Source organism: Tenacibaculum profundicola (genome assembly GCF_057220795.1).
The window spans coordinates 3,248,002-3,253,103 of sequence record NZ_CM170137.1 but is presented as its reverse complement, the minus strand read 5'-3'; the positions used below and the strand labels follow the sequence as shown (position 1 = coordinate 3,253,103).

1 protein-coding gene and 1 pseudogene are annotated in these 5,102 nt (G+C 31.0%); one reads left to right on the top strand and one right to left on the bottom strand.

What is annotated here, in order from left to right; translation table 11 throughout:
* Positions 1–2,073: 2,073 nt before the first annotated feature.
* A pseudogene (locus tag AC2TDS_RS13860) lies at positions 2,074–2,235 on the top strand (IS3-like element ISPto4 family transposase); the annotation flags it as partial.
* Positions 2,236–3,142: 907 nt separating this feature from the next.
* Here the strand turns inward: AC2TDS_RS13860 and AC2TDS_RS13855 are convergent.
* Positions 3,143–5,095, bottom strand: coding sequence for an OmpA family protein (locus tag AC2TDS_RS13855; RefSeq protein WP_484736172.1), 1,953 nt, complete (start codon positions 5,093–5,095; stop codon positions 3,143–3,145).
* Positions 5,096–5,102 lie beyond the last annotated feature (7 nt).

Genomic DNA, 5,102 nt, shown 5'->3' with positions numbered 1-5,102 from the left:
AAGTTGGTTGAAAGAAAAAATTATAATAAGGACAATTATAAACTTTGGGAAATAAATATACTTCGTTCGGTGGTACGTGAATTTTATCATGAATTCTACTTTTATCTAATTATTCTTTAAAGTTTTAAAAGGATATATTATCTCGAACTACGTGAATAAATGTCAGAGATATGCCTGTAGGCATCCGATTATTGGAGGGTATGAGAACCTAAACTAGTGTTCGCTTTACCTATCTTCTGTTTTATTATTCCGATGACATCTTTAATGGGGTGAAAGCACTGTATTGAATGACTAAGAGAATTCATATTTACATCTATTTTACTATTTCTTAAACGAAAGACATAATTTCATCAACTACAAAAAAAAGGTGAAATACACATTTTAAATATCAGAATATCAAATAATTAAAACACCATAAATCAACTATTATTCAAGCTTTATACAACCACAAAACACAAGTAGTTTTCACTCTTTTAATTTGGTTAAAAACAGCTAGTTTTCTAGATGTATCTCATAGATCAAAACACCTAGAAAACACTAAAAAAAGGATTTAAAAATAACAAAGGCACTACATCAGGAGATATACAAGAGGGCTTAACTTCTTACTTGTGAATTACGAAGAACACATTAAGAGACTTTTCCATAGAGTAAAAAAAAGAATAATTAACTCCTTTAATGACTAGAAATCATTGTAATAAAGCGCCTTTTTTTTGCTCTTTACCTTGTTAACCTAAGTTCGATTTATCTCACTTCCACAGAAGCCTTAGGAATAGTGATATTTGATTTAAAAACACGTAGGATGTGATATTTAATTTAAGACTTATTCGAGTAAAGACTGTTGTTTGTCAGGCTTTGTTCCATTAATTTTGTTTTTTCTTATGCGCTATTATGGTTTTTTGAATTTTAAATAGTCCTTCAAAACCATCCCTAGTCTAAGAAAATAAAATTAACGGTGAGTGTAAGATAAATCGAAATCAGGTTATTAAAAAAAGAACGCATTGATTAAAACTATTCTTGATTTCAATAATGCTTATAAAGAAAACAATCATTCTTTTTTATACCCTAATTTAAGATCACAAGTGGTAAATTAAATTTATTGAATTGACCAAATCGGTTCGTATAGCAATACCTAATTAAACCCGAATTATGCAATAGGAAATCTATTACAAAATGAAATGTCTAGTTTTGTTGGTATGAATAATCAAGCCCATTTGGTTAGATTTGAAAAATATGGGAAGACGAACATTTGATAACGAATTTAAAACAACGATTTTATAGCTATTTAATTCAGAAAAAAGATAAAAGAAGTATGTACCGAGTACAACTTATACGATTTACAAATAAATATTTCGCATATCTATTTATTTCTTTTGTAGCTATTTTTGCGTTATATAACTTAACCATAGCTTGGCTATGCTAAAGTTTTATGCCTTAAACTAACTTAAAATAATTCAATACCTCTATAAGAAATATGTATCTGTAAATCGTATTAAACGATAATATAGTTAGGCGTTGGTGTCGTGAATTTGCCAATGATACTGGCGCCTTTAAAGATGCATCAACCTTATCTTTAGAACAAGAAATCAAAACTTTAAAAATAAAGTTAAAAGGTACACAGGAAGAAAAAGATATCTTAAAAAAAGCCGCAAGTATCCTCTCCGTGGAAGACAAGTAAAACATCAATTCATACTTGAGTATAAAAAGCATTTTTCTGTTGAGAAGAGGTGTAAATGTATGTGCGTTAGTAGTAACTCCTATTACACTTGGTTACGAAATAAAAATATTGATGATCAAAATAAATCAACATGTATCTGAAACAATCTATCAAAATATTATTTGATAAAAATCGGCAAGTATAGGCTCTGTAATAATACAAAAATCATTGGATCATTGGAGAAGGAAGGATTATTTTACAGTAGATCTTACCTAGCTTTTTTAATGAAACAAATTAATTTAAAAAGTGTACTATTAAGAAAATTTTAGAGTAGTTACTACTTATTCAAATCATTTACAACCAGTAATAAAAGTCTATTAAACAGAAATCTTGAAAGCTTTAAATTAGGTCAAAAATGGGTATCTGATATCACGTATTTCAAAACAGCTAATAACTGGAGTTACCTAACAACTATTATTGATTTGGCTGATAGAAAAATAGCTGCTTGGAGTCTTAGTGAGGACATGACCACAGAGAAGGCTGTTTATAAGGCATGGATAAAAGCTAGAAAAAACATCTGATCATATATTCATTCAGATAGAGTAGTTCAATACGCTTCTCAGAAAATGAATTTAGTACTAAATAAAAACAACAAAATCTCTCAGAGTATGAGTCGAAAATAAAATTGTTGGAATAATGGTATTGCAGAGAGCTTTTTAAAACACTTACATATGAATGTACTCATAGATATCGCTTTAAAACATCTTGACAAGTCTTTAAAATTATTCAAGAGTATGTATACAACTATAAAAGAATACATTCAGCAATAGGGCGCAAAAATCCTGCTAAAAGAGAACGAGAAATTAACATAATTAACTTTAAAATGTAGCTTAGAAAATTATACCAAATTTATTAGGTAGTCCAACTCTTTGTTTTAGGCAAGATAATGTCAATACTATAGAACATTTAAAACGTAAGGTTTTTTAGCAAAGGAGTGAAATTACAATTTTGAATTTTTAAGACCCCAAAACTCTTAGTAAAATAAAGATCGAAACTTATAAGAAGAGTTTATATCATTCACAATGAATTCAAATTTTGGATATAGAATCTAAAAACTCACATTTTTATGAAGGTGCCCGTTTTTAATTTTGTTCTCTTTAAATCATAGCTATAGCGATTCAGATCAAATTGATGCTATAGATCAATACAAATTACTAGGTTTGGTTTATATTGTACATCAACTTTGTTCTCGTTGGTATAAATTGTTTGAATTTTTAAGTCAAGGAGTCATTAACCTTGGCTTTTATTATACACTGTTTTTTCTTTTAAATTGTATTTTATCTCATAGATCGACATTTACTATAAACAATTATGGTCGGTAAATTAACGTAGGTTGTATTAGAGATTACCTCAACAGTGATATAAAACAATCTTGGTCAATATTTATGCTATCATACTATTTCTGAACGTCACATTCAACCGTTATAACTATTCATTACTAGATTTGACTTTCTTCCCACCACTTACGATGTAAAAATACGATCGCCTGTTTAATTGGTGTTCCTTTTCTGTACATTTTCGTTGATTATCGTCTCCACAATCATTCAGTAATTTTTCTTCTCCATATCCTACGGCATTCGCAATTCTCCCTACAGCTATTCCTCGCATTACCAGATAATCGCGTGTAGCTCTAGCCCTTTTAATTGATAACATTTCGTTATACTCTTTTACCCCTCTACTATCAGTATGAGATTCTATCATGATGACCATATCTGGATGGTTCTGCATAACACTCACTATATGTTCTAATTCATACTCTGCATCTTCACGAATAGTATACAAATCAAAATCAAAATAAATGGGATTGATCACAATCTGGTCTTCTTCTATCAATGATTCTAAAGCGATATCTGTCTTTCGTGTTTTCTTGTTTATATCTAGTGTTATTTGCTCTTTATGCACTCCTTTATAATCATCCTTCGAGGCTACTAACACAAAATTATGATCGCAATCTAAGGCTTCAAAACTATAAGCTCCATCACTTTTTGTTACCCGTTCTGATACCGATTCTCCCTTATCATTTAATAAACGTACAACCACTTTCTCTATAGGTAACCCTGTTTTTGAATCTGAGATCACTCCCTTAATCGTTTCTTTACAGGTATAAATTCTAAAACTATAAATATCATCATCGCCTGCTCCCCCTTCTCGATTTGATGAAAAATAACCCGCTGTTCGTTCTTCATTAATTACAAACCCAAAATCATCTAAGGGGCCATTTACAGGGGAACCTACATTCTGAGGGTCCATATAATTGTTACCTTCTAGTTTAGCTTCGAATACATCCAAAGCACCTAAACCTAAATGACCATCTGAAGAAAAATACAATCGGTTATCAGACCCTATAAAAGGAAACATTTCTCTTCCTTCTGTATTGATACTATTACCTAAATTCTCTGGTTCACCAAAACTACCATCTGGTAAAATGGAAACCTTGTATAAATCTGTTCCTCCAGACCCTCCAGGTCTATCCGACACAAAATATAATGTATTCCCATCGGAACTTAAGGCTGGGTGACCGGTAGAATACCCATCATCATTAAAAGGTAGCTCCTCTACATTATCCCAACTATCGTTATACGTTCTTTTTGCCTTATAAATCTTTAAGTTAGATATGTTCTTTGTATCTCCTACTAATTTCTCTTTATCATTGTTATAGTTGTCTCTGGTAAAATATATGGTATTGCCATCTTTGGTAATAACGGCATTAGATTCATGGTACTTGCTACTTAACGACACGATTTTTTCTGCCGCATCTACATCTAATACTTTATTTTCTTCTAACTCCTGCTGTTTTGATTTATAAATATTCAAGTATGGCTGATTGTTCCATTTATACAACTTCTTATTTTCTGCGTCGGGGCGCGTTGACCAAAAGTAGAAATACTCGCCGTGTAAAAAGCCCCCAAAATCAGAGTATTGCGTATTAATCGATACATTATGAATATGAATATAGGTCTTTGGCCTATTGGTATAGGATATAAAATAATCTTTATTATGCTCCAAATCTGCAACACGACTATCATCTCCTTTTACCGCCTTTAGCTTTAGCATCCAATCATCTGAATCTTTTATTTTTCCATTACTCTTTAAAACCTGCGCATACCTGAATAGATGTTCTGGAGAAGAGACCCCCTCATGTTGCTTCATCAATTCCTTGTAATATTCTTCCGCGTTTTTAAAAGATATCGTGTGATAATATGAATCTGCCAATCTACTCAAAACTAAATAAGAGGTATCTCCCTTATCGTAAAGTTGTTGATATAATTCTGCCGACTTCTTATAAGCATATTCCTTAAAATAGCGATCTGCTGCATACCTGCGCTGTCCGTAACCTATTACAGTAAATAATAGTAGTACTATTAATATTATTCGTTTCATATCTTAT

Bases quoted from the DNA above. Each gene is read 5' to 3' on its own strand.
- AC2TDS_RS13855 (WP_484736172.1), bottom strand. From the start codon at position 5,095: ATGAAACGAATAATATTAATAGTACTACTATTATTTACTGTAATAGGT.